The following is a 22,246-nucleotide window of genomic DNA, read 5'->3' on the forward strand; positions in this document are numbered from 1 at the left end:
CCACGGCACGCATAGGCGCCGCATAGGTATCGCGAGTAACCTGGCGCTATGAGCACATCCAACACAGTCGGCGCCCGTCGCCGCGGGCTGTACGGCCTGCTCGCCGGGGGGCTGATGACCGCTGCCGCCGCAACGGTGATCGCGCTGCCCGTGGCGGGCATCGCCAACGCGGCTCCGCAATGCAATCAGGACGTGGGTGCATCGATCGACTCGTACCTGCAGAAGCATCCGGACCTGCACCAGCAGCTGCAGCAAAGGTCGCAGGCGGAGGGCGGTAACGGCAACGTCATCGACTACCTCAACCGGCATCCCGACGTCCGCCAGCACCTGATCGACCTTTCGCACTCCTGCCCTCCGTAGTGAGTCGGCGTCGTCCTTGAACGCTGGGGCCGACGCGCGGGAACGTTCGCCATTGACGAAAAAGTAGAACACGTTCTAGCGTCTAGGCGTGTTCTCTGATTCCCTCACCGCTGCGATCGCAGAGGCCGAGCAGTTGGTGGCCGACGCACCGTTCATCGAGACCGAAGCCGACCTGCTCGAAGGGTTGCAGTATCTGGCCGGGTGTATCTCGGGCTGCATCCATCTGGCCGTGGACTACGACCGTGACCATCCCTTCCTGCAGTCGGGTACCGGACCCTTCACCAAGATGGGCCTGGACAATCCCGACACCCTGTACTTCGGTACCCGGGTGCACGCCAACCACGACTACGTGGTCACCGGCAGGCGCGGAACCACCACCGACCTGAGTTTCCAGCTCCTCGGCGGCGAGTACACCGACGACTTCGTGCCCGTCAGCCAGGCCGCATTCGACGACCGCGAGCTCGAGATCGCGCCCGACGGCAGCTTCGAGTGGCGGGTGCGACCGACCAGCGCCGGACAATTGGTGATCCGCGAGGTGTACGGGGACTGGTCGGCCCAGCGCGGCACGCTGGCGATCTCCCGCCTCGACACGGCGGGCACCGCGCCGCCGCCCTTGACCCGTGATCTGATCGAAAAGCGTTACGCGACAGCAGGAAAGCAGCTCGTCCAGCGAGTGAAGACCTGGTTGCAATTCCCGCAGTGGTTTTATCTCGACCTGCCGGTCAACACCATGGTGCCGCCGCGGCTGACCCCGGGCGGACTGGCCACGCAGTACTCGTCGGTCGGGCACTTCGACCTGCGACCGGATCAGGCGATGGTCATCACCATCCCGGTCTCCGACGCGCCCTACCTCGGCTTCCAGCTGGGCAGCCTGTGGTACATCTCGCTGGACTACATCAACCACCAGACCTCGCTGAACAACACTCAGGCGCAGGCGGATCCGGACGGCAAGGTCCGCATCGTGGTTGCCGAACAGAATCCGGGAGTGACCAACTGGGTCGAGACGGTCGGGCACCGGCGTGGCTTCCTGCAGTTCCGCTGGCAGCGGGTGTCGCGTGAGCTCACCGACGCCGACGGTCCGACCGTCGAGGTGGTCGACATTGACAAGGTGCCGGCCGCGTTGCCGTACTACGACCACAACAAGATCTCAGAGGACGACTGGCGGGCGCGAATTGCGCTGCGCCACCAACAGATTCAGGCGAGGATGCTGGGATGACGAAGTTGCTCGACGGCAAGGTGGTGGTGATCAGCGGCGTCGGCCCGGGTCTGGGCACGACGCTGGCGCACCGATGCACGAGAGAAGGCGCCGACCTGGTGCTGGCGGCCCGCACGCCGGAACGCCTGGACGACGTCGCCAAGCAGATCGCCGACCTCGGAGGCCGTGCGACGACGGTGCGCACCGACATCACCGAGGATGACCAGGTCAACAACCTGGTCGAGGCCACCTTGGAGGCCTACGGCAAGGTCGACGTGCTGATCAACAACGCGTTCCGGGTGCCGTCGCTGAAACCGTTCTCCGGCACGAGCTTTCAGCATATTCGCGACGCGATCGAACTCAGCGCGCTCGGCGCCCTGCGACTCATCCAGGGGTTCACGCCGGCGCTGGCCGAGTCGAAGGGCTCGATCGTCAACGTCAACTCCATGGTGCTGCGGCACTCGCAGGCCAAGTACGGCGCTTATAAGATGGCGAAATCCGCGCTGCTGTCCATGTCACATTCGCTGGCCACCGAGCTGGGCGAGCAGGGAATCAGAGTCAATTCCGTTGCGCCCGGCTATATCTGGGGCGAGACACTGCAGGGCTACTTCAACCACCAAGCCGGCAAGTACGGCACGACGGCCGAGCAGATCTATGAGGCCACCGCCGCAGGCTCCGACCTGAAGCGGCTACCGACCGAGGACGAGGTTGCCTCGGCGATCCTGTTCATGGCCAGCGACCTGTCCAGCGGCATCACCGGGCAGACACTGGATGTCAATTGCGGGGAGTACCACACCTAATGCCGCCATCGACGATGCAAAGCGAAGCGATGAGGAGGAGATGGCGATGACGGTTGCACGTACCGATGTCGGCACCGTTGACGACCTGAAGGCGTCGGCCAGCAAGATGATCGGGCTGGACGATTTCGGCAGCAACGACGACAACTACCTCGAAGCGCTGGAAGTGCTGCTGGACTCCTACCGCCGCGACGCCGACCTGACGCCCCTGGGCAGCAAGATGAATCGGTTCTTCCTGCGCGGTGCGCTGGTGGCCAGGCTGCTGTCCGAAGCCGCCTGGAAGCAGTACCCGCAGCACGCCGACGTGGCCATCGAGCGGCCGATCTTCGTCACCGGCCTGGTGCGCACCGGTACCACGGCCCTGCATCGACTGCTTGGTGCCGATCCCGCGCACCAGGGCCTGCATCTGTGGTTGGCCGAATTTCCACAGCCGCGTCCGCCTCGTGAAACCTGGGATTCCAACCCGTTTTACAGCCAACTGAACGCGCAGTTCAACAAGCACCATGCCGAAAACCCGGACTACACGGGTCTGCATTTCATGGCGGCATACGAGCTGGAGGAGTGCTGGCAGCTGCTGCGGCAGTCGCTGCATTCGGCGTCCTACGAGACCTTGGCGCACCTGCCCACTTACTCGCAGTGGCTCTCGGAGCAGGACTGGACGCCGTCGTATCAGCGGCACCGCCGCAACCTGCAGCTGATCGGGCTCAACGACGCCGACAAGCGGTGGGTGCTCAAGAACCCCAGCCACCTGTTCGCGTTGGACGCGTTGATGGCGACCTATCCCGACGCGTTGGTGATCCAGACCCATCGTCCGGTCGAAACGATCATGGCCTCGATGTGCTCGCTGGCGCAGCACACCGCCGAGGGATGGTCGACGTCGTTCACCGGCGCCCGAATCGGTGCCGACGCAATGGAAACCTGGTCGCGGGGGCTGGAGCGGTTCAACACCGCGCGGGCCAAATACAGCCCGTCGCAGTTCTACGACGTCGACTACAAGGAATTGATCGCCGACCCGCTGGGCACCGTGGCCGACATCTATCGCCACTTCGGCCTGACGCTGACCGGCGAGGCCAGGGCCGCCATGGAAAAGACCCACGCCGACAGCCAGTCCGGCCCGCGGGCGCCCAAGCACACCTACTCGCTGGCCGACTACGGCCTCACCACCGAGACCGTCAAGGAGCGCTTCGCGGGTCTGTAAAACCTAGTCCGCACAACGGCTTCCGCGCCCGGCTGGCACGCCTTGTGCCCGCCTAGTCTTGGTCCGGGTCGTCGTCGAGGTAGCCCTCGGCGACCGCATGCTCGATGCTGTCGGCGAGTTTGGGGCACGACCGGGTGCGCGCGGTGTCGCCCCCCGACTCGCGCACCTCGGTGAAGTGCGCGCAGCGTTGCCACGCTTCGGTGTTCCACTGCACGGCGGTGTGTCCCGGCCCGAGCCGGCGGACGGTGACCCGCACGTGGCAGAACCGGCAGTCGACCGGCAGCAGCCCGGAGTTGAGGTAGCGCTCGCGGTCGGCGCGACTGGCTTCGGCGACGGCCGCGGCGCGCTGCGGGTCGTTGGTGAAATCCCTTGACTTCGACCAGGATCGGGAGCCGCCGTTGCCCGCGGGCTTCTCGTCGTGGTCGTGCTGATCGCCGTGCAGCAACAACATCGATCGCGCGAGCTGATCGACGTCAGGTACCGCCGGCTGATCGTCGCCCATGATTCCTAGCGTTGCTGGGCCGGGACGTCGTCGGTGACCGACTCGTCCGCCTCGGAGTCCTTGGCCTTGAGGTTCTGCTCGACCTCGGCGTTCCAGTACTCGTTGGCGCGGGTGGTGTCCACCTCGATCTCGAAGCGCTCCACCATCTCCGGCTCGATGTCGGCGACGTCGACGTAGAACTGCTGATACCAACGGCGCAACTGATAAACGGCGCCGTCCTCCTCGACCAGCAGCGGATTGTCGATGCGGGTCTTGTGCTTCCAGATCTCGACGTCCTGCAGGAAGCCCTTGCTGACGCCCTCGGTGAACACCTTCGACAACTTGTCGGTCATCTTTTCGTCCATGCCCTTGGGCTTTTCGACGATGACGCCCCACTGCAGCACGAACGAGTTCTGAGTCACCGGGTAGTGGCAGTTGATCAGGATCGACTCGGCCTTGTAACCGCCGTAGCTGTTGTGCAGCCAGTTGATCATGAACGACGGCCCGAAGTAGGAGGCCTCCGAATCAAGGTGCGCCTCCCCGTAAGTGGTGCCGAGGTCGTTGACGTCGGGCCGGCCCACGTTGTGCAGGTACTGCGAGGCGATGTGGCCCTCGAAGACGTTTTTGAAGTAGGTCGGCAACCCGAAATGGATATAGAAGAAGTGCGCCATGTCGGTGACGTTGTCGATGATGTCGCGGCAGTTGGACCCCTCGATGAGGATGCTGTTCCACCGCCAGTCGGTCCATTCATCGCTGGCCGCTTCGGGGATGTCGGGAATGCGCACCGCGGGGTCCGGCGGATTCTGCTCGTGGTCGTGCCAGACGAACAGCAGGCCGCCGCGCACGTCGGTGGTCCACGAGCGGGTGCGCGCCGTCTTGGGCGTGCGCTTGGCGTAGGGCACCAGCTTGCAGCGGCCGTCGCCGCCCCAGCGCCAGTCGTGGAACGGGCAGGCGACCTCGTCGCCCTTGATGGTGCCCTCAGACAGGTCCCCGCCCATGTGGCGGCAGTAGCCGTCCAGAACCTTGATGTCGCCCTGCGAGTCGGCGAAAACGACCAGCTTGGTGCCGAACGCCTCGATCGAGTGCGGCTTGCCGTCCTGGAAGTCCTTTGCAACGCCCAGGCAGTGCCAGCCGCGGGCGTATCTGGTCGGCAAGGCGCCGGGATCGATCTCCCGGATGCCGACCGCCTTGGTGTCGGTACTCACCTGTCACCTCCAACTCGCTGGGCCTCTAACTAGAACACGTTACAGTTTTTCAGCGGGGGCGCGCAACGACGGCGAGCCTGGCCACGGCATATGCGCACTGCGGTATATCTAAACGATGCCGCTGTTTGCGTTCGAGGGCCGCGCGCCACGGGTCGATCCCACCGCTTTCGTGGCCCCGACGGCCACCCTGATCGGCGACGTCGTGGTGGAGGCGGGCGCCTCGGTCTGGTTCAACGCCGTGCTGCGCGGCGACTACGGGCCCATCGTGGTGCGCGAGGGCGCCAACGTCCAGGACGGCTCGGTGCTGCACGCGCCGCCCGGAATACCGGTCGACATCGGTCCGGGCGCGACGGTCGCGCATCTGTGTGTCATTCATGGCGTGCACGTGGGGCAGGAGGCGCTGATCGCGAACCACGCCACCGTGCTGGACGGCGCGGTGATCGGCGCACGCAGCCTGGTCGCCGCGCATTCGCTGGTGACGGCCGGCAGCCAGATCCCGGCCGGGATGCTGGCGGTCGGGGCGCCGGCGCAGATCAAGGGCCCGGTCGCCGGGACCGGCGCTGAGATGTGGGTCAAGGTGAACCCGCAGGCCTACCGCGACCTGGCCCAGCGGCATCTGGCCGGGCTGGAACCGCTCTAGGCCGAATCGCCGGTTATGCCGCAATTTCGCGTGAGCCAGTCATCGATGTAGCTCATCGTGACCGGTAACGCGGCTCCATAGAACACCATGTGATCGGAATCGGGAATTTCGGCGTAGCTCGCGCGTGCAAATCGGGCGGCGGTCCGGCGTGCCAACCCCGGCGGCACGATACGGTCTCGGCCGCCCCCGATCACGAGCACAGGTCCCGCGATGGCGCTGCGGTCCACTTTCGCGGCGTTGGCTCGGTCCAGCCACGGCATAGCGAGCTCGAAGAACAGCACCCGTCCGGATTCGCAGACCAGGTCGTTGAACGCCGCGCGCGCAGCCTCCTGGGTTTGTGTGGCCGCGACGCCCCGCCAAAACTGTTGCCACGTCGGGGGATAGACCGGTTTGGTCCACGGCCGCGTCTTCAACGCGTGCGGTAGGGCGATACCCAGAGTCGTGCGGTTAAGGCCGGATGGACCCACCGACGACGGACAGGCGGCGATCAGGCCAGCGTGTGGCGTGCGGGCAGCGACCAGTTGGACTAGCAGACCGCCCAGCGAATGTCCGACCAACAGCGGCGGGGAGTCCAGCGATGCGACCAGGGCGACGAGATCATCTAAGTAGTCACGGATACTCAACGACGCAATCTTGGCCGCACCTTCGTGCAGCGGCAGTTCGTGGTGCCGCAAGGTCGGGGTATGCACCGTGAAGCCGCGTTCCGCAAAGGCGGCCTGGGCGGGGGCCCACTGCTGCCCGCGGCTCCATGAGCCGTGGACGAGTACGACGTGCTTGTCGGACATGGGCATAAGCCTGACATCGACATGCCGCCGAATGTGAAATCAGCGATCCTCAACCGGCGTGTCGCGCCGTAGGTTTCACCGCCGGCGAACCGCTCTAGATTTTGCGGGTGTTGGCCGCCGCCCGATCCATCTCCCAGTAGGCGCGCAGGGCCACCATCTGGCCCTCGGTGTTGACCCGGTAGGTGAAGACGCCCTCGGCGGTCGTCTGATATTCGCCGGTCGTGATGAGGATGTGCCCGACGTTGGCTTCCTCGTTGCCGCACTGGTAGGTGTCGCGGAAGAAGAACTCGATCTTCGTGGTGGGGGCGATCGCCTTGTCCCAGAAGGCCGAGATCGCGTCCCGGCCACGGTGGCCGAGGCCCTCGGGGTCGAACACCGACGGCCCGATCGGGTCCTCGACGATGGCGTCGTCGGCGAACACCGCCAGCCAGGCATCCTTGTCCCGGGCCGCCACCGCCTCGCGGGAGCGGCGGCCGGCCTCGTGCGCGGGATGCTCAGTCAACGGCGCCGCTCTCCCCCGCAAGCGGGAGGTGCCCCCTCCTCATCGCTGCGTCCCCCGCAAGCGGGAGGTACCCCCGCTGCATCGTCGTCGGCGCGCTCACGAGACCTTCTGGGCCGCGGGCTTGTCGGCGCCCACCACCCACATCGAGTAGTACTGCGAGCCGCCACCGTAGGCGTGCCCCAAGGCCTTTCGCGCGTTGGGCACCTGGTGGTCGCCACCCTTGCCCATCACCTGGATCGCCGCTTCGGCGAAGCGAATCAGGCCCGAGGCACCGATCGGGTTCGACGACAGCACGCCGCCCGACGGGTTGACCGGCAACCGGCCGCCGATCTTCGTCTCGCCGGCTTCGGTGAGCTTCCAGCCTTCACCCTCGGCGGCAAAACCGAGGTTTTCCAACCACATCGGTTCGAACCAGGAGAACGGCACGTAGATTTCCGCGGCGTCGATCTCGTCGATGGGGCTCTCGATGCCGGCGGCCCTCCACAGCGCCGCGGCGGCGTCACGCCCGGCCTGCGGGCTCACCTGATCGCGCCCGGAGAACTGCAGCGGCTCGGTGCGCAACGCCGTGGCGTGGATCCACGCCACCGGATGTCCTTGCGTAAGGCGGGCTTCGGCGGCCTCCTCGTTGCCGATCACCACGGCGGCCGCACCGTCGGAAGACGGGCAGGTCTCGTCGTAACGGATCGGGTCCCACAGCATGGGCGAGGACATCACCTTCTCCAGCGTGATGTCGGGCTGGTGCAGGTGTGCCAGCGGATTCTTGGCGCCGTTGAGCCGGTCCTTTACCGCGACCATGGCTCCGATGTTCGTCGGCGCGCCGGATCGACGAATGTAGGAGCGCACGTGCGGGGCGAAGTACCCACCCGCGCCGGCACCGACCGGCTTGATGAACGGAATGGGAATCGACAACGCCCACATGGCGTTTGACTCCGACTGCTTCTCCCACGCCATCGCGAGGACGCGCCGGTACTTGCCGGATTGCACCAGGCTGGCGGCCACCACACCGGTGGACCCACCGACCGAACCCGCGGTGTGCACCCGGATCAGCGGCTTGCCCGTGGCGCCCATGGCGTCGGCCATGAACAGCTCGGGCATCATCACGCCCTCGAAGAAGTCCGGCGCCTTGCCGACCACGACGGCGTCGATGTCGTCGAAGGTGCTGCCGGAGTCGGCCAGCGCCCGGTCGATCGCCTCGCGCACCAGGCCGTTCATCGAAACGTCTTGGCGTTTGGCGACGTACTTCGTCTGTCCGGTACCTAGTACCGCAGCGACGTTTGGCCCTGCACCGGCCATCAGTTCTTTCCTTCCATGACCGCGACCAGGTTTTGTTGAAGCGCAGGGCCGCTGGTGGCGTGCGCCAGCACCCGCTCGGCCGAACCGTTCCAGATGTGTTGTGCTGCAAAGCCGATGCGTTCGAGGCCGGCGACGAACATGGGGTTGGCCGCCAACGCGCCACCGGACGGGTTCACCTTGGTGGGACCCGGGATCCGGATGGCTTCCGCGATGATCAGGTGCTGGTGGGTGAACGGCGCGCAGATCTCGGCCACGTCGAGGTTGTCGGTCCGGCCGCCGGTGGCCACGTGGGCCGCGGCCTTGGTCGACGGCGACTCGGTGAGATCGCGCGCGCCCAGCACCGGCGTTTCGATGCGGTGCTCGATTCCCGTTATCCAGGCCGGGTTTTCGCGCAGCTCACGCGCCCGGTCGCCGGCCGCGAGCACGATCGCCGCGGCGCCGTCGGTGATCGGCGCGATGTCGTGGCGACGCAGCGGGTCGGCGAAGAACGGCCGTTCGAGCAGTTCCGCCACGCTGATCGACCCCTCGACGTTGTCCACGCGGCGCGCATTGGCAAAGGAGTCGAAGGCCACCCGCGCCATCTGCTCCTGGGTCCACTTACCGGTGTCGAGCCCGATGCGTGCCTGCAGCCCGGCCAGCGAGATCGAATCGGGCCACAACGGCGCGACGGTGTAGGGGTCGGTCTGCCGCGTCAGGATTTGGCGCAGGATGCCGGCCGAGGACTTGCCGAAGCCGTACACCAGCGCGGTGTCGACCTCGCCGGTGAGGATTTTGATGTAGGCCTCGTAAAGCGCCCAGGCGGCGTCCATTTCGACGTGCGACTCGTTGATCGGCGGAACGGCACCGATCGAGTCGATCGCCGAGATGAACGAAAATGCCCGTCCGGCAAGGTAATCAGATGATCCGGAACACCAGAAGCCGATGTCGGTCCGCTCGATGCCCAGCTCCTCGTACAGCTGCGCGAAGCACGGGATCAACATCTCGACACCGTTGGTGGTGCCGTCGGTGCGGCGGACGTGTGGGGCGTGGGCAAAGCCGACGACCGCAACGTTGCGAGCGCTCATGTGCAGGTAAGCCCTTTACAGGTGGTGCTTGTAGGTGTCGTAGTCGGCGTCGGGTTCCCCGGTCGGCCGGAAGTACTCGATGTTGTCGATGCCAAATCCCCACTCCTCGCGGGGTTTCCACACCGCCTCGACGCGCATGCCCATCCGTACCTCGTGGGCGTCGATGTCGGCGACCAGATGCAAGAACGGGATGTCGGCTCCGTCGAGCAGCACGTAGGCCGCCACATACGGCGGCTTGATGCGCTGACCCTGGAACGGGATGTTGATGATCGCGAACGTCGTGACGGTGCCCTTGTCGGGCAGCTCGACGAACTCGGTCGTCGGCTGGCCGGTGGCCGGGTCGGCGCCGTGCGGCGGGAAGTAGACCTTGCCGTTCTCGCCCGTCTTCGCGCCCAGCAGCTTGCCCTGCGCGATGGCCCGCAGATAGGCGCTCTCTTCGTGCGAGGCGCTGTGCTGGATGGTCAGCGACACCGGCGTGACGATCATGGTCACCGGATCCTTGTCGCCGTCGGACTGCTCGGCCACGGCCTCGGGTTCCTCCCCGAGCGCGAAATACGCGATGTCGGTGATGGCGCCCACCGGCTCGTCGACCCAGTGCGCGTGCACCCGGGAGCCGGTCTTGATGGCCTTGGGCTCACCCGCATCAACGGCGTGGATCAACGGCGTGTCTGCCCCGTCGAGCTTGATCAGCGCCCAGGCGAACGGCCGGTCCAGCGGCTGTCCCTCGATGGGGTCGGGCTGCCAGGTCCAGGAGACCACGGTGCCGACGCTGGACACCGGTACCATCTCGCCCAGCGGCTCATAGGTGACCGGGTCATATTCGGCCGGCGGCACGTGCACCCGGCCATCCGATCCGCGCACGCCCAGGATGTGGCGGTCGCGCAGGGCGGTGAAGAACTTGCTCAGCGTGGGGCCGACTGAACGGGTGTAGTCGAAGGACAACGTCAGTGGCGCGGCGAGCGGTGGCTCAGGGTGATCCATCAGGGGCGGGCTACTCGAGCTGGCTGTCACGCCATCGAGTAGAACAGGTTCTAAGAACGGATTCAAATCTTTCTTGGATCGGGACGACCACCGGAAGGGTGACGACGATGAAGCTGGGATTGCAGCTGGGATATTGGGGCGCTCAGCCGCCGCACAACCACGGTGAGCTCGTCGCCGCGGCCGAGGAGGCCGGCTACGACGCCGTCTTCACCGCCGAGGCCTGGGGGTCCGACGCCTACACCCCGCTGGCCTGGTTGGGTTCGTCGACGTCGCGGGTGCGGCTGGGCACGTCGGTGGTTCAGCTGTCCGCACGCACCCCGACGGCCTGCGCGATGGCGGCGTTGACGCTCGACCACCTGTCCGGGGGCCGGCACGTCCTCGGCCTGGGTGTCTCCGGCCCGCAGGTGGTCGAGGGCTGGTACGGCCAGTCCTTCCCCAAGCCGCTGGCCCGCACCCGCGAGTACATCGACATCATCCGGCAGGTGTGGGCGCGCGAGGCGCCGGTGACCAGCGCCGGGCCGCATTACCCGCTGCCGCTGACCGGTGAGCGCGCAACGGGTTTGGGCAAACCGCTCAAGCCCATCACCCATCCGCTGCGGGCCGACATCCCGATCATGCTGGGCGCCGAGGGGCCGAAGAACGTCGCGCTGGCCGCCGAGATCTGCGACGGCTGGCTGCCGATCTTCTACACGCCGCGCATGGCTGACACCTACAACGAGTGGCTGGACGAGGGGTTCGCCCGGCCGGGCGCCCGCCGCAGCCGCGAGGACTTCGAGATCTGCGCGACGGCCAACATCGTGATCACCGAGGACCGCAGCGCGGCGTTCGCGGCGATGAAGCCCTACATCGCGCTCTACATGGGCGGCATGGGCGCCGAGGACACCAACTTCCACGCCGACGTCTACCGGCGGATGGGCTACGCGCAAGTGGTCGACGACGTGACGAAGCTGTTCCGCAGCAACCAGAAGGACAAGGCCGCCGAGATCATCCCCGACGAGGTGATCGACGACGCCGCGATCGTCGGCGACATCGACTACGTGCGTAAGCAGATCAAGGCCTGGGAGGCCGCCGGCGTCACCATGATGGTGGTGTCCGGACGCAGTACGGAGCAGGTCCGCGAGCTGGCGACGCTGATCTGACGGCCGCGCCCGCCAAACTAGAACACGTTCTAATTTTCTTGCCAGGGGCTTAGAACGCGTTCTAGATTGTCCGGATGGCACGCCCGACGACGAAGCAGCGCGCGCCCGGCCGGTCAGCCGAGCGGGTGGGCGTCGCCGAACGTCATCTCGACGTGGCCGACGGATCCAGAGATCATCGCCCGCTTCGGCAGTCCCAGCGACGCCAGCTCCTTGGCGTAGGCGTGATCGCCCAGACGCAGCGTCGCCCCGCCGGGCTGGCCGCGCAGCCCGCGCACCCGCATCTCCCAGGGCACCTCCCGGGTGGTGCCCTCGGCGAAGGTGTAGGTCTTGAGCACCTGCGGGCGCGAGGTGAACATCGAGGGCACCGGCACTCCCCGGGCGAAGTCGATGCCCGCGATGTGCGCGCCATCGGCGCTGACGTCGAATCCGAACCGGCCCTGCTCGCGAACGGTGAACTCCGCCATGATCTTTGGGAATCCCCAGATCGAGCGGCCCGCTTCCAGGGTGAAGCTCTGGTCGACGGGCAGGTGGTGGATGAACGCGGCCGCATCGCCCAGTGCTCGCCAGCCGCGCGCCGTCGAGCCGGGCGGGTTGACCATGACCGCGGTGCCGAATTCGTGGTACTGCCCCAGATCGCCGTCGATATAGCGGGCCAGCATCAGGTTCACCACCGCCCGGCCGCGGCGGTGCTGGCAGACTTTCAGGCCGCTGTAGTCGATAAGGCGTTGCGCCGCTTGCGCATCCACCGAAAACATCGCGGTATGCACATCCGCTTTTCGTATCCGCACCGGCATGGTGAGGACCGTCCCCGCAACTACGTGTTGTGACTCAGGCATGCCGGTTACTGTAATCCGCTCGTCAACACATTTGGAGGCTGTAGATGACTTCGACCATCCCGGAAGCAATCTCGAACATCGATCTGGCAGACGGTAATTTCTACGCGGACCGTCACACCTCGCGCGAGGCCTACCGCTGGATGCGCGCCAACCATCCGGTGTTTCGGGATCGCAACGGCCTGGCCGGTGCCACCACCTACCAAGCCATCCTGGACGCCGAACGCAATCCGGAACTGTTCTCCAGCACGGGCGGCATCCGTCCCGACCAGCCCGGCATGCCCTACATGATCGACATGGACGATCCCGCGCATCTGTTGCGGCGCAAGCTGGTCAACGCCGGCTTCACCCGCAAGCGGGTGAAGGAGAAGGAGCCGTCCATCGCCAAGCTGTGCGACACGCTGATCGACGCGGTGTGTGAGCGCGGCGAGTGTGACTTCGTCCGCGACATCGCCGCCCCGCTGCCGATGGCGGTGATCGGCGACATGCTGGGCGTGCTGCCCTCCGAACGCAGCATGCTGTTGAAGTGGTCCGACGACCTGGTGTGCGGGCTGAGCTCCCACATCGACCCGGCGTCGGCCGAATTCCAAACGGTCATGGAGGCTTTCGCCGCCTACACCGCGTTCACCATGGACATCATCGCCAAGCGGCGCGCCGAGCCCACCGACGACCTGTTCTCCATCCTGGTCAACGCCGAGGTGGAGGGGCAGCGGATGTCCGACGACGAGATCGTGATGGAGACGCTGCTCATCCTCATCGGCGGCGACGAGACCACCAGGCACACCCTGAGCGGCGGAACCGAGCAGGTGGTGCGCCACCGCGACCAGTGGGAGGCCCTGGTGCGCGACCCGTCGTTGCTTCCCGGTGCCATCGAGGAGATGCTGCGCTGGACATCGCCGGTGAAGAACATGTGCAGAACTTTGACGGCTGATACGGACTTTCACGGCACCTCGTTGCGCGAGGGCGAGAAGATCATGCTGCTCTTCGAGTCGGGTAACTTCGACGAGTCCGTGTTCGAAGACCCGGACAACTTCGACATTCGTCGAAACCCGAATAGCCACATGGCCTTCGGCTTCGGCACGCATTTCTGCCTGGGCAACCAGCTGGCCCGGCTCGAGCTGTCGATGATGACCGAGCGGGTGCTCAAGCGGCTACCGGATCTGCGGCTGGCCGATGACGACTCGACGCTGCCGCTGCGGCCGGCGAACTTCGTCAGCGGCCTGGAAGCGATGCCGGTGGTGTTCACCCCGAGCGCGCCGCTGCTGAGCTGACGCTCTGCATCCCGTTTGCGCCGAGCGTAAGCGCACTGCGAAATTGCGCCTGTTTTTCCGCAGTGCGCTTACGCTCGGCGAGGTGGGGCACTCGGCGAGGGGGGGCACGCTCGGCGAGGTGGGGCCCCGGCCTAGCGGTTTTTGAAGTTGGGCTTGCGCTTCTCGGCGAACGCGCGGGGGCCCTCCTTGGAGTCCTCGGAGAGGAACACCGGTATCCCGTTGGCGGTGTCGGGCTTGAAGGCCTCTTCCTCGTGCATGCCCTCGGTCTCGCGGATCGTCTTGAGGATCGCCTGCACGGCCAGCGGTCCGTTGTTTTCGATCACCTCGGCGATCTCGAGCGCCTTGGCCAGCGCCTGCCCGTCGGGAACGACGTGGCCGATCAAGCCGATGTCCTTGGCTTCGGCGGCGGTGATGTGCCGGCCGGTGAGCAGCAGGTCGCAGGCCACGGTGTAGGGGATCTGGCGCACCAGCCGCACGGCCGAGCCACCCATCGGGTACAGGCTCCACTTGGCCTCGGAGATGCCGAACTTGGCGCTCTCACCGGCCACCCGGATGTCGGTGCCCTGCAGGATCTCGGTGCCCCCGGCGATGGCCGGGCCCTCGACGGCCGCGATGAGCGGCTTCTTGAGCCTGCGGCCCTTGAGCAGGGCATCGATTCGCGACGGGTCGTAGCTGCCGTCCTTGAACGACTCGCCCGGCGGCTTCTGCGTTGCTGCCTTGAGGTCCATGCCCGCGCAGAAGTAGCCACCGGCCCCGGTCAGGATGCAGACGCGGATGTCGTCGTCGTTGTCCACGCGGTCCCAGGCCTGGACCATGATTTCCATCATTTCCGTGCTCAAGGCGTTGCGGCGGTGCGGCCGGTTCATGGTCACGATGAGGGTGTGACCACGCTGTTCCACCAGCGCGTCCGGTCCGGTCTCCCCGTTTTCGGTGTTTGCTGGGGTTCCGGCATTCTCCACGGTCACGGCTACCGCCTTTCCCTCGACAATGGGCACGAGCTTGCCTCGAAATGTAACACGTTCTAATTTGGTGGCCGTGGCCTTGAATATTGCCGATCTCGCAGAGCACGCCATCGACGCTGTGCCCGACCGTGTCGCCCTGATCTGCGGCGACGAGAAGTTGACCTATGCCCAGCTGGAGGAGAAGGCCAACCGCCTGGCTCACTACCTGCTCGAGCAAGGGGTGAAAAAGGACGACAAGGTCGGCCTGTACTGCCGCAACCGCATCGAAATCGTCATCGCGATGCTCGGCATCGTCAAAGCGGGCGCCATCCTGGTGAACATCAACTACCGCTACGTCGAGGGCGAGCTGCGCTACCTGTTCGAGAACTCCGACATGGTCGCGCTGGTGCACGAGCGTCAGTACTCCGACCGGGTGGCCAACGTGCTGCCCGACACCCCCGACGTCAAGACGATCCTGGTCGTGGAGGACGGCAGCGACAACGACTTCAGCCGTTACGGCGGCGTCGAGTTCTATTCAGCGATCGCGGGCAGCTCGCCCGAGCGCGACTTCGGCCCGCGCAGCGCCGACGACATCTACCTGCTCTACACCGGCGGCACCACCGGCTTCCCGAAGGGCGTGATGTGGCGCCACGAGGACATCTACCGGGTGCTGTTCGGCGGAACCGACTTCGCCACAGGCGAATTCGTCAAGGACGAGTACGACCTGGCCAAGGCCGCCGCGGCCAACCCACCGATGGTCCGCCACCCGATTCCGCCGATGATCCACGGCGCCACCCAATCGGCCACCTGGATGTCGATCTTCTCGGGCCAAACCACCGTGCTGGCACCGGAATTCAACGCCGACGAGGTCTGGCGCACGATCCACGAACACAAGGTGAACCTGCTGTTCTTCACCGGCGACGCGATGGCGCGACCGCTGCTCGACGCGCTACTTGCGCACCAGGACAAGGGAAACGAGTACGACCTGTCGTCGCTGTTCCTGCTCGCCTCCACCGCGGCGCTGTTCTCGCCGAGCATCAAGGAGAAGTTCCTCGAGCTGCTGCCCAACCGCGTCATCACCGACTCGATCGGTTCATCGGAGACCGGATTCGGCGGCACCAGCATCGTCGCCAAGGACGCGCCGCATGCCGGCGGCCCGCGCGTGACGATCGACCACCGCACCGTCGTCCTCGACGAACAGGGCAACGAGGTCAAGCCCGGCTCCGGAGTACGCGGGTTCATTGCCAAGAAGGGCAACATCCCGGTCGGTTACTACAAGGACGAGAAGAAGACCGCCGAGACGTTCAAGACCTTCAACGGCGTGCGTTACGCCATCCCCGGCGACTTCGCGACCGTCGAGGAGGACGGCACCGTCACGATGCTGGGCCGCGGCTCGGTGTCGATCAACAGCGGCGGCGAGAAGATCTACCCCGAGGAGGTCGAGGCCGCGCTCAAGGGCCACCCCGACGTCTTCGACGCCCTGGTGGTCGGCGTGCCGGACGCGCGGTACGGCCAGCACGTCGCCGCCGTCGTGCAGCCGCGGCCGGGATCGCGACCGACGCTGTCGGAGCTGGACAGCTTCGTGCGCTCCGAGATCGCCGGTTACAAGGTGCCGCGCAGCCTGTGGCTGGTCGACGAGGTCAAGCGGTCGCCCGCGGGCAAGCCCGACTACCGCTGGGCCAAGGAGCAGACCGAGGGCCGCCCGGCCGACGACGTGCACGCCGCTCACGCCACTGCGTGACCGACTTCGTCAAACGTAATCCGGCCGCACCGACCGGCTTCTTCGCTTGGGAAGCCGCAGGGCTGCAATGGCTTTCCGATGTCGACGGCGGTGTGCCGTGCGCGCAGGTCGTCGCCGTCGATGACACGAGCCTGACCCTGCGGCGCCTTGACTCCGTGCGCCCCACCCCCGAGGCCGCGCGCGCATTCGGCAACCGGCTGGCCGTCACGCACGACGCCGGCGCCGCGGCGTTCGGCGCCGGGCCGGACGGCTGGGCCGGGCCGGGCTTTTTCGGGCCGCTGTCGCAGCCCCTGCCGCTCTCACTGCGCCCGCACCGGCGCTGGGGTGAGTTCTATGCCGAGGAGCGGCTGGCCCCGATGGCCGAACTCGCCGCCCCGGGCCTGGACGCCGCCACCCGCGACGCCGTGAACTCCGTCGCGGCCCGTTGCCGCGCGGGCGATTTCGACGACGACGACGCCCCGGCGCGGCTGCACGGCGATCTGTGGAGCGGCAACGTGATGTGGACGCCCGACGGTGTGGTGCTCATCGACCCGGCCGCACACGCCGGTCACCGCGAGACCGACCTGGCGATGCTCGCGCTGTTCGGCTGCCCCCATCTCGACGCGGTCATCGACGGCTATCAGCGGGTGCGACCGCTGCGGCCCGGCTGGCGCGACCGCACCGGCCTGCACCAGCTCTTCCCGCTGCTGGCGCACGTGGCGCTGTTCGGCGGCGGGTACGCGCAGCAGACGCACGCCTGCGCCCGCGCCGCGCTGACCCTCTGAGGTCGGAGGGTGGCCAGGCCCGGTCTGGTGTTGATTGCCCGTCTCCTCCTCCCGCCGCTCCGCGGCGCGCATCGTCGGCGGGCTAAAGTCCAATCGCATGACGATCGATGTCTGGATGCAGCATCCGACTGCGCGGTTCCTGCGCAGCGACATGCTGGCATCCCTGCGGCGGTGGACGGGCGGGTCGATCCCCGACACCGATATCCCGATCGAGGCGACCCTGGCGTCGATGGACGCCGCCGGCGTCGAAGTGGGTGTGCTCAGCGCCTGGCGGGGGCCGGGGGGAGCCGACCTGGTCTCCAACGACGAGGTGGCGCAATGGATTGGCGCGCACCCGAACCGGCTCGCCGGGCTGGCCACCGTCGACCTGGACCGGCCGATGGAAGCCGTCCGGGAGCTGCGGCGCCGGATAGCCGACGGAGGGTTCGTCGGCCTGCGGGTGGTGCCGTGGTTGTGGGATGCCCCGCCCACCGATCGTCGCTACTATCCGCTGTTCGCCCAGTGCGTGGAATCCGGGGTGCCGTTCTGCACCCAGGTCGGCCACACCGGTCCGTTGCGCCCGTCGGAGACCGGCCGGCCGATTCCCTACATCGACCAGGTGGCGCTCGATTTCCCGGAGCTGGTGATCGTCTGCGGTCACGTCGGCTATCCGTGGACCGAGGAGATGGTCGCGGTGGCCCGCAAGCACGAAAACGTCTACATCGACACCTCGGCGTACACCATCAAGCGGTTGCCGGATGAACTGGTCAGGTTCATGAAGACCGGTACCGGGCAACGAAAGGTGTTGTTCGGCACCAACTATCCGATGATCACCCACGAACACGCGCTGGCGGGACTGGACGACCTCGGGCTGTCCGACGAGGCCCGCCGAGATTTCCTGCGCGGCAACGCCGAACGAGTTTTCCGACTGGAGGCAGTCAAGTGAACGGTGCCCAGGCCCTGATCAACACCCTGGTGGACGGCGGCGTCGACGTGTGTTTCGCCAACCCGGGCACGTCGGAGATGCACTTCGTCGCGGCGCTGGACGCCGTGCCGCGGATGCGCGGCGTGCTGGCGCTGTTCGAGGGGGTCGCCACCGGAGCGGCCGACGGTTACGCGCGCATCGCCGATCGACCGGCCGCGGTGCTGCTGCACTTGGGACCCGGACTGGGCAACGGCCTGGCCAACCTGCACAACGCGCGCCGTGCGCGGGTACCGATGGTGGTGGTCGTCGGCGACCACGCGACCTATCACAAAAAATACGACGCCCCACTGGAATCCGACATCGACGCGCTGGCCGGCACCGTCTCGGGCTGGGTGCGCCGGACCGCTGACGCCTCCCAGGTTTCGGCCGACGCCGTCGAGGGCATCGCGGCCAGCCGGTGGGGTTCACAGATTTCCACGCTGATCCTGCCCGCCGACGTGTCCTGGTCCGACGGCGCCCAGCTGTTCTCCAACCTGGATGCGCAGCCGGCGAGCGCCGATCCGCTGTTGGCGCCCGAGGTGCTCGAGGTGCTCGGCTCCGGCGAGCCCACGGTGATCATGGTGGGCGGCGACGCCACCCGCCGTGCCGGGCTGGCGGCGGCCGCCCGCATTGCGGCGGCAACGGGTGCGCGCGTGTTGTGCGAAACCTTCCCCACCCGGCTGGAGCGCGGCGCCGGCGTCCCCGCGGTCGACCGGCTCGCCTATTTCGCCGAGGCCGCCGCGGCCCAGCTGGACGGCGCCAAGCATCTGGTGCTGGCCGGCGCCAAGTCGCCGGTGTCGTTCTTCGCCTACCCCGGCATGCCCAGCGATCTGGTACCGGCCGGCTGCGAGGTGCACGTGCTCGCCGAATACAGCGGTGCAGCAGAGGCTTTGATCGCTTTGGCCGACCAGGTGGCACCCGGCACCGAGGCGCCGGTGGCCGCCGCATCGCGTCCCCCGCTGCCGAGGGGCCCGCTGACCTCCGCGTCGGCCGCCGATGTGATCGGGGCGCTGCTGCCCGAAAATGCCATCGTGGTCGACGAGTCGAACACCTCGGGCGTGCTGCTCGCCCAGGCGACCGCCGGGGCGCCGGCGCACGACTGGCTGACCCTGACCGGTGGGGCGATCGGCTACGGCATACCGGCCGCGGTGGGCGCCGCGGTGGCCGCCCCCAATCGCCCGGTGTTGTGTCTGGAATCCGATGGCTCGGCCATGTACACGATTTCGGGATTGTGGACCCAGGCCCGGGAGAACCTCGACGTCACCACCGTGCTGTACAACAACAGCGCCTACGACATCCTGCGCATCGAGCTGCAACGCGTCGGCGCCGGGTCGGCGCCCGGCCCTGAAGCGCTGTCACTGCTCGACTTATCTGACCCGACAATGGATTTCGTGAAGATCAGCGAGGGCATGGGAGTACCCGCACGGCGCGTCACCACGGCCGAGGAATTGGCCGATGCGCTGCGCGCCGCCTTCGCCGAACCGGGGCCGCATCTGATCGACGCCGTGGTGCCGTCAATAACGGGCTAGGGTCGGCAACCGGCTCAGCAGCCAGTCCGTCATCGTGTTGACCACGTCGACGCCCGTCTCGAACGCGCCGTCGTGCGCATCGGCTGCCAGCGCCACGCCCCACTGGCCGGCCGGGGTGGGGACGATGCCGAATTGCCGGACCAGGTACTCGCCGTGCACACCAGGCCCCCAACCACCCTTGGCGGCAATGCCTTTGGCGGCCAGGCCCCACTGGTCGCCGGTGACCAGGCGCTGCATCAGGTCGATCACTTCGACGGCGTCGGGGATGGTCGAGAGCTCCGCTGCGAACCGCGCTTGGCGCTGCAGGCTCCACTGCGTTTGGCCGAATGCGGTGAACCCGCGGCGCAGTCGACGCGATTCGACCACCGTCGCGGTGTCACCGCCCTCGGCCACCACGACCTGCACCCGTCGCGCCGCCTGCGCGGGCTCGCCCAACTGCGACCACAACTGTTCGGAGGCGCGATTGTCGGATTCGGTGATCGCCTTGACGACCAAATCGCGCGCGCCCAGCCAATCGTTGCGCAGCGCCGCTATCGCCAACGGCACCTTGATGGTCGACCATGCCACGCCCGACCACCAGCTGCCCAGCGAAAAGGTTCTGTCCGGCCGGGCGATCGCGACGCCGACGTTCGCCGGCACGGCGGCGGCAAGCTGGTCGAAGCTGGCTTCCAGCGCGAGCTCGAGTGGGCGTGCCGTCATGCGCTGGTTCCGTTATCGGCGCGCGTCACAGCGACGCCGAGGTGGGGGACCGGCGCATCAACCATCGCGTCTCCTTGTCGGCAAAACCATCAGCCCGCCGGCGGGAGCGGCGGCCCCTGCTCCGGCGGGGGCGGGACTTCCCACGGTTCGCGGTCCGGCGTCGGCGGCGACCACACCAGCGGCGGTGGTGGCGGAGGCAGGGGAGGCGCCGGAGGCGGATCCGCCGCGGCCAAACCGGAGCCCAGCCCGAGCGCGGCGCCACCCAGCGACCCGACCAGGATCGAGCAGGCGATCGTTTCGCGGATTTTCATCAAGCGCTGAGTTTACTGTGTGGACCGCACATCCGGCGGCAACGCACGACCCGGGTCCCTAGCGGTGGATCCGCCACACCGGGTCGTCGCAGTCCACACCCTGAGCGGCCAACTGGCGCTTCAACACCTTGAAGGTCACCGTCCGCGGCAGTTCGGTAGTGATCCGCACGTACGACGGCCATTGCTTGGGTCCCAAGTCCGGCTGCTCGGCCAGAAACGCGCGGAACTTCTCGTCCTCGAACTCGGTGCCCGGCGCCATCACCAACGCCGCCATCACCTGGTCGCCGACCCTCGGGTCGGGGACCGAGTACACCGCGACCTCGGTGACGTCGGGGTGGCGCAGCAGCACCCGCTCGATCGGGGCGGCGCCCAGGTTCTCGCCGTCGACCCGCATCCAATCGCCCAGCCGCCCAGCGAAATACGCGTAGCCGGCGTCGTCGCGGTAGGCGAGATCACCGCTGTGATACACCCCGCCGGCCATCCGCTCGGCTTCGGCCGCCTCGTCGTTGTAGTAACCCTCGAAACGCCCCGGCCCCGCGGTGTTGACCAATTCGCCGACCACGCCAGGCGGGCAGGACGCCCCGGTGTCGGGATCGATGATGTCGATGCCCTGTGGAAGCGGCCCCAGTGAACCCGCCGGCGTATCGGGGGTGCGGGCGATGGCCACGCCGCCCTCGGTGGAACCGAACCCGTCCTGCACGACGCACCCGAACCTGCGGCCGAAGCGCTCGATGTCCTCGGGTACGCCCTCATTGCCGTAGACCGCCCGCAGCGGATTGTCGGCATCGTCGGGTCGCTCCGGCGTGGCGAGCACATACGACAGGGGCTTGCCCACGTAGTTGGCGTAGGTGGCGCCGTAACGACGGACGTCGACGATGAAATTCGAAGCAGAGAACTTGCGCCGTAAGGCCATCGAGCCCTCGCAGGCCGCCGCCACCGCCCAGCCGACCAACACCGCATTGGAATGAAACAGCGGCATCGACACGTAGCAGACGTCGTCGCGGCCCAGGCCGAAGCGCTGTGACATCGTCACGCCCGCGATCGCCACCTTGCCGTGGCTGCACTTGACCGCCTTGGGCTCGCCGCTGGTGCCCGAGGTGAAGATCAACATGAACAGGTCCGCCGGCGACGCGGCCTGGAAGGAGATCGGGGCGTCGCGGTGCGCGGCGACCTCCTCGGCCCACTCGGGCGAGTCGGCGTTCAGGTGCTCGATATCACCCAGCGTCTCAGACGATCTCGAATCCGCCAGCACCAATTGGCAGTCGGCCCTCGCGATGTCACGCCGCAGGGCCTCGCCCCGGCGCACCGGGTTGAGTCCCACCGGCACGATCCCCGACATGCCCGCCGCCACCAGCATCGCCGAGAAGAACGGGGTGTTCTCCAACAGCACGCCGACATGCGGCGGCCGGGCGGGGTCGAGCCGCGCCCGCAGCGTCGCGGCGATCGCGGCACCGTGCTGCAGGTGGTCGCGCCAGCTGGTGAACGAGTCCTCGAAGTACACACCCCGATCGTCGATCTCGGTCAGCGGCTCCAGCAGCTTGGTGACCGTCAGGTCGTCGGTGAGATCCATTGCG

General features: G+C 67.2%; 23 protein-coding genes. 11 read left to right on the forward strand and 12 right to left on the reverse strand.

Annotation, left to right across the window (positions count from 1 at the left end):
- Positions 1 to 48: 48 nt before the first annotated feature.
- From A9W96_RS02400 to A9W96_RS02415, 4 genes are all read left to right on the forward strand, one after another.
- Positions 49 to 360, forward strand: a complete 312-nt coding sequence (locus A9W96_RS02400; RefSeq protein WP_066870632.1) for a hypothetical protein — start codon at positions 49 to 51, stop codon at positions 358 to 360.
- Between the two features lie 88 nt (positions 361 to 448).
- Positions 449 to 1,576, forward strand: a complete 1,128-nt coding sequence (locus A9W96_RS02405) for a hypothetical protein (RefSeq protein WP_066877057.1) — start codon at positions 449 to 451, stop codon at positions 1,574 to 1,576.
- Entirely contained in the window at positions 1,573 to 2,355 is a 783-nt protein-coding gene (locus A9W96_RS02410; protein WP_066870627.1) for an SDR family oxidoreductase, read from the forward strand. Before A9W96_RS02405 ends, A9W96_RS02410 begins: the two co-directional genes overlap by 4 nt.
- A 46-nt stretch (positions 2,356 to 2,401) precedes the next feature.
- Entirely contained in the window at positions 2,402 to 3,550 is a 1,149-nt protein-coding gene (locus A9W96_RS02415; RefSeq protein ID WP_231999568.1) for a sulfotransferase, read from the forward strand.
- A 52-nt stretch (positions 3,551 to 3,602) separates the two neighbouring features.
- Here the strand turns inward: A9W96_RS02415 and A9W96_RS02420 are convergent, their stop codons facing one another.
- Both A9W96_RS02420 and A9W96_RS02425 read right to left on the reverse strand, forming a co-directional pair.
- Positions 3,603 to 4,052: a hypothetical protein gene (locus A9W96_RS02420; protein WP_067019942.1), complete on the reverse strand. Its 450-nt coding sequence runs from the start codon at positions 4,050 to 4,052 to the stop codon at positions 3,603 to 3,605.
- Between the two features lie 5 nt (positions 4,053 to 4,057).
- The gene (locus tag A9W96_RS02425) at positions 4,058 to 5,236 is read right to left on the reverse strand and encodes a Rieske 2Fe-2S domain-containing protein (RefSeq protein ID WP_066870618.1); all 1,179 of its coding nucleotides are present in this window, start codon (positions 5,234 to 5,236) and stop codon (positions 4,058 to 4,060) included.
- 115 nt (positions 5,237 to 5,351) lie between these two features.
- Here A9W96_RS02425 and A9W96_RS02430 point away from each other — a divergent pair, with 115 nt between their 5' ends.
- Complete coding sequence (locus A9W96_RS02430) at positions 5,352 to 5,876, forward strand: gamma carbonic anhydrase family protein (RefSeq protein WP_066877061.1); 525 nt, start codon at positions 5,352 to 5,354, stop codon at positions 5,874 to 5,876.
- On the opposite strand, the gene A9W96_RS02435 is transcribed toward A9W96_RS02430, so the two are convergent.
- From A9W96_RS02435 to A9W96_RS02455, 5 genes are all read right to left on the reverse strand, one after another.
- A complete protein-coding gene (locus tag A9W96_RS02435; protein WP_067137749.1) occupies positions 5,873 to 6,661 on the reverse strand; it encodes an alpha/beta hydrolase in 789 nt (262 codons plus the stop codon). The two genes, A9W96_RS02430 and A9W96_RS02435, sit on opposite strands and share 4 nt — an antisense overlap.
- Before the next feature lie 94 nt (positions 6,662 to 6,755).
- Positions 6,756 to 7,163, reverse strand: a complete 408-nt coding sequence (locus A9W96_RS02440) for a nuclear transport factor 2 family protein (RefSeq protein WP_067019950.1) — start codon at positions 7,161 to 7,163, stop codon at positions 6,756 to 6,758.
- Positions 7,164 to 7,259: 96 nt separating this feature from the next.
- Entirely contained in the window at positions 7,260 to 8,456 is a 1,197-nt protein-coding gene (locus tag A9W96_RS02445; protein ID WP_066870606.1) for a thiolase domain-containing protein, read from the reverse strand.
- Complete coding sequence (locus A9W96_RS02450) at positions 8,456 to 9,520, reverse strand: thiolase domain-containing protein (RefSeq protein WP_066870603.1); 1,065 nt, start codon at positions 9,518 to 9,520, stop codon at positions 8,456 to 8,458. Before A9W96_RS02450 ends, A9W96_RS02445 begins: the two co-directional genes overlap by 1 nt.
- Positions 9,521 to 9,535: 15 nt before the next feature.
- A complete protein-coding gene (locus tag A9W96_RS02455) occupies positions 9,536 to 10,531 on the reverse strand; it encodes a Zn-ribbon domain-containing OB-fold protein (protein WP_197497910.1) in 996 nt (331 codons plus the stop codon).
- A 77-nt stretch (positions 10,532 to 10,608) separates the two neighbouring features.
- Here A9W96_RS02455 and A9W96_RS02460 point away from each other — a divergent pair, with 77 nt between their 5' ends.
- The gene (locus tag A9W96_RS02460; protein ID WP_066877066.1) at positions 10,609 to 11,640 is read left to right on the forward strand and encodes an LLM class F420-dependent oxidoreductase; all 1,032 of its coding nucleotides are present in this window, start codon (positions 10,609 to 10,611) and stop codon (positions 11,638 to 11,640) included.
- A 113-nt stretch (positions 11,641 to 11,753) separates the two neighbouring features.
- Here A9W96_RS02460 and A9W96_RS02465 read toward each other — a convergent pair whose 3' ends face one another.
- Positions 11,754 to 12,476: an acetoacetate decarboxylase family protein gene (locus A9W96_RS02465; RefSeq protein ID WP_067137751.1), complete on the reverse strand. Its 723-nt coding sequence runs from the start codon at positions 12,474 to 12,476 to the stop codon at positions 11,754 to 11,756.
- 44 nt (positions 12,477 to 12,520) lie between these two features.
- Here A9W96_RS02465 and A9W96_RS02470 point away from each other — a divergent pair, with 44 nt between their 5' ends.
- Positions 12,521 to 13,744 carry a cytochrome P450 gene (locus A9W96_RS02470; protein ID WP_066870591.1) on the forward strand — a complete coding sequence of 408 codons (1,224 nt, stop codon included), beginning with the start codon at positions 12,521 to 12,523 and terminating at the stop codon, positions 13,742 to 13,744.
- 131 nt (positions 13,745 to 13,875) lie between these two features.
- On the opposite strand, the gene A9W96_RS02475 is transcribed toward A9W96_RS02470, so the two are convergent.
- Complete coding sequence (locus tag A9W96_RS02475) at positions 13,876 to 14,703, reverse strand: crotonase/enoyl-CoA hydratase family protein (protein WP_197497920.1); 828 nt, start codon at positions 14,701 to 14,703, stop codon at positions 13,876 to 13,878.
- Positions 14,704 to 14,773: 70 nt separating this feature from the next.
- Here A9W96_RS02475 and A9W96_RS02480 point away from each other — a divergent pair, with 70 nt between their 5' ends.
- From A9W96_RS02480 to A9W96_RS02495, 4 genes are all read left to right on the forward strand, one after another.
- Positions 14,774 to 16,426 carry an acyl-CoA synthetase gene (locus tag A9W96_RS02480; protein WP_067137753.1) on the forward strand — a complete coding sequence of 551 codons (1,653 nt, stop codon included), beginning with the start codon at positions 14,774 to 14,776 and terminating at the stop codon, positions 16,424 to 16,426.
- On the forward strand, positions 16,423 to 17,190 hold the full coding sequence (locus A9W96_RS02485; protein ID WP_067137755.1) for a fructosamine kinase family protein: 768 nt from the start codon (positions 16,423 to 16,425) through the stop codon (positions 17,188 to 17,190). Before A9W96_RS02480 ends, A9W96_RS02485 begins: the two co-directional genes overlap by 4 nt.
- A gap of 97 nt (positions 17,191 to 17,287) precedes the next feature.
- Positions 17,288 to 18,115: an amidohydrolase family protein gene (locus A9W96_RS02490; protein ID WP_067137757.1), complete on the forward strand. Its 828-nt coding sequence runs from the start codon at positions 17,288 to 17,290 to the stop codon at positions 18,113 to 18,115.
- Positions 18,112 to 19,662, forward strand: a complete 1,551-nt coding sequence (locus A9W96_RS02495; protein WP_067137759.1) for an acetolactate synthase large subunit — start codon at positions 18,112 to 18,114, stop codon at positions 19,660 to 19,662. Before A9W96_RS02490 ends, A9W96_RS02495 begins: the two co-directional genes overlap by 4 nt.
- On the opposite strand, the gene A9W96_RS02500 is transcribed toward A9W96_RS02495, so the two are convergent.
- The 3 genes from A9W96_RS02500 to fadD17 form a co-directional block, all read right to left on the reverse strand.
- Complete coding sequence (locus A9W96_RS02500; RefSeq protein ID WP_067137761.1) at positions 19,648 to 20,361, reverse strand: hypothetical protein; 714 nt, start codon at positions 20,359 to 20,361, stop codon at positions 19,648 to 19,650. The two genes, A9W96_RS02495 and A9W96_RS02500, sit on opposite strands and share 15 nt — an antisense overlap.
- A gap of 89 nt (positions 20,362 to 20,450) precedes the next feature.
- Complete coding sequence (locus tag A9W96_RS02505; RefSeq protein WP_067137763.1) at positions 20,451 to 20,672, reverse strand: hypothetical protein; 222 nt, start codon at positions 20,670 to 20,672, stop codon at positions 20,451 to 20,453.
- Positions 20,673 to 20,730: 58 nt separating this feature from the next.
- Positions 20,731 to 22,242: a long-chain-fatty-acid--CoA ligase FadD17 gene (gene fadD17, locus A9W96_RS02510; RefSeq protein WP_067137765.1), complete on the reverse strand. Its 1,512-nt coding sequence runs from the start codon at positions 22,240 to 22,242 to the stop codon at positions 20,731 to 20,733.
- Between the last annotated feature and the right edge of the window lie 4 nt (positions 22,243 to 22,246).

It is taken from the genome of Mycobacterium sp. 1245852.3, from assembly GCF_001669335.1.
GTDB lineage: Bacteria > Actinomycetota > Actinomycetes > Mycobacteriales > Mycobacteriaceae > Mycobacterium > Mycobacterium europaeum_A.

Excerpts from the sequence above, each read along its gene's own strand:
- A9W96_RS02420 (WP_067019942.1), bottom strand. The coding sequence starts at position 4,052 with ATGGGCGACGATCAGCCGGCGGTACCTGACGTCGATCAGCTCGCGCGA.
- A9W96_RS02400 (WP_066870632.1), top strand. The coding sequence starts at position 49 with ATGAGCACATCCAACACAGTCGGCGCCCGTCGCCGCGGGCTGTACGGC.
- A9W96_RS02445 (WP_066870606.1), bottom strand. The coding sequence starts at position 8,456 with ATGGCCGGTGCAGGGCCAAACGTCGCTGCGGTACTAGGTACCGGACAG.
- A9W96_RS02505 (WP_067137763.1), bottom strand. The coding sequence starts at position 20,672 with ATGAAAATCCGCGAAACGATCGCCTGCTCGATCCTGGTCGGGTCGCTG.
- A9W96_RS02470 (WP_066870591.1), top strand. The coding sequence starts at position 12,521 with ATGACTTCGACCATCCCGGAAGCAATCTCGAACATCGATCTGGCAGAC.
- A9W96_RS02500 (WP_067137761.1), bottom strand. The coding sequence starts at position 20,361 with ATGACGGCACGCCCACTCGAGCTCGCGCTGGAAGCCAGCTTCGACCAG.
- fadD17 (WP_067137765.1), bottom strand. The coding sequence starts at position 22,242 with ATGGATCTCACCGACGACCTGACGGTCACCAAGCTGCTGGAGCCGCTG.
- A9W96_RS02410 (WP_066870627.1), top strand. The coding sequence starts at position 1,573 with ATGACGAAGTTGCTCGACGGCAAGGTGGTGGTGATCAGCGGCGTCGGC.
- A9W96_RS02450 (WP_066870603.1), bottom strand. The coding sequence starts at position 9,520 with ATGAGCGCTCGCAACGTTGCGGTCGTCGGCTTTGCCCACGCCCCACAC.
- A9W96_RS02435 (WP_067137749.1), bottom strand. The coding sequence starts at position 6,661 with ATGTCCGACAAGCACGTCGTACTCGTCCACGGCTCATGGAGCCGCGGG.
- A9W96_RS02490 (WP_067137757.1), top strand. The coding sequence starts at position 17,288 with ATGACGATCGATGTCTGGATGCAGCATCCGACTGCGCGGTTCCTGCGC.
- A9W96_RS02460 (WP_066877066.1), top strand. The coding sequence starts at position 10,609 with ATGAAGCTGGGATTGCAGCTGGGATATTGGGGCGCTCAGCCGCCGCAC.
- A9W96_RS02430 (WP_066877061.1), top strand. The coding sequence starts at position 5,352 with ATGCCGCTGTTTGCGTTCGAGGGCCGCGCGCCACGGGTCGATCCCACC.
- A9W96_RS02415 (WP_231999568.1), top strand. The coding sequence starts at position 2,402 with ATGACGGTTGCACGTACCGATGTCGGCACCGTTGACGACCTGAAGGCG.
- A9W96_RS02465 (WP_067137751.1), bottom strand. The coding sequence starts at position 12,476 with ATGCCTGAGTCACAACACGTAGTTGCGGGGACGGTCCTCACCATGCCG.